General features: G+C 68.0%; 1 protein-coding gene. It reads right to left on the reverse strand.

Features of this window, described 5'->3' with window-relative positions; all coding sequences use genetic code 11:
- Positions 1 to 32 precede the first annotated feature (32 nt).
- A complete protein-coding gene (locus HR086_RS46950) occupies positions 33 to 1073 on the reverse strand; it encodes an IS630 family transposase (RefSeq protein ID WP_254623934.1) in 1041 nt (346 codons plus the stop codon).
- Between the last annotated feature and the right edge of the window lie 154 nt (positions 1074 to 1227).

Below are 1227 nucleotides of genomic sequence, written 5' to 3' on the forward strand. Positions count from 1 at the left end.
CCTAAACCAGAGTTCATGATTCTCGAACGGCCTCAGACGGCACGCCTGAGGTCGGCTCGGCGCAGGGATGGACTGGCAGAGCGTTGAGCGTTGCGAGCAGCGAGGTAGGCATGCACCCGCACCATGAGCCGGGCCATGGTGCGGCAGCGATGATTGCGGGTGACATTGGCGTGCAGGTCCAGCCATACCCGCTCGATGCGGTTGCCCTCGGGGCAGTAAGGCGGAAGGAAGTGGAGCACGATGCGCCCGCCGAGTTGCGCGAGGGCACGGCGAGTCTTCTTGCTGGTGTGGACCGCGGCGTTGTCCAGCACGAGGTGGATGCGGCGAGCCCGTCGGTACTGGCTCGCAAGGCGCCAGAGCAACTGAATGAAGAGGGTGCTGGCCTTGGACCTGCCCTCCACCCACGTCAGCTTCCCCGTCCGGACATTCAGCGCTCCAGCCACGAAGCGCTTCTGGTTGTTGCCGGGCGTCACGACTACCCGGCGCTGCCCGGGCAGACACCAGTCGCGCCCCACCTTGGGATTGAGGTGGATGTCCACCTCGTCCACGTGGAGCACGGGCTCCTCGGGGGGCTTGTGCGCCTCCATGCATTTCAGCACATAGAGCCTCCGGCGCCGCTTCCACGCGGGCCAGGGACACTGGACGATGGGCTTTGCCGCCTTGAGGCGGGCGCCGAGCGAGGCGAGTGTGCGGCCCATGGTCGCCACGGACACACGAGGCATCCCCCGGCGCTGCAGCTCCACACACAGCAGCTCCCTCGTCCAGGTGGGCCGGCACCAGCCCCAGTCCTCGGGCGTGCCGGCCAACACTCGCTCCAGCCTCTGCCTGAATTGGCCGTCTACCTTGGGATGGCCGTTGCCCGCCCGTCTGTCTCGGAGGGCTTCGCGCCCAGCTTCCCGGTAGCGGCGCACCGCGCACACGACGGTGGAGGTGGCACAGCCCAGCGCCCGGGCTGCGGCATTGCAGGAGTCCCCTCGTCCCACGGCCGCCACCGCCATGCACCGCCGCATGGTGAGCGGGCAGCCACTCCTCTCCGCCCACCGAAGCAGCGCCTGGCGCTGCTTCCTCTTCAACCACTGCCTACCTTTGCCCTCGGGCAGGGCCTTCTCGCTCTCAGGTCTTCTGCGCACACAGAGCCGAACGAGAGGTGCCCCTGCTCCCTCTTCCCGCCTCCTCCGCGCCCGCCTGCTCCCCAGCCTGATCGCGAATCACGAACTCTGGTTTAGC

It is taken from the genome of Myxococcus sp. CA039A, assembly GCF_013336645.1.
Taxonomy (GTDB): domain Bacteria; phylum Myxococcota; class Myxococcia; order Myxococcales; family Myxococcaceae; genus Myxococcus; species Myxococcus llanfairpwllgwyngyllgogerychwyrndrobwllllantysiliogogogochensis.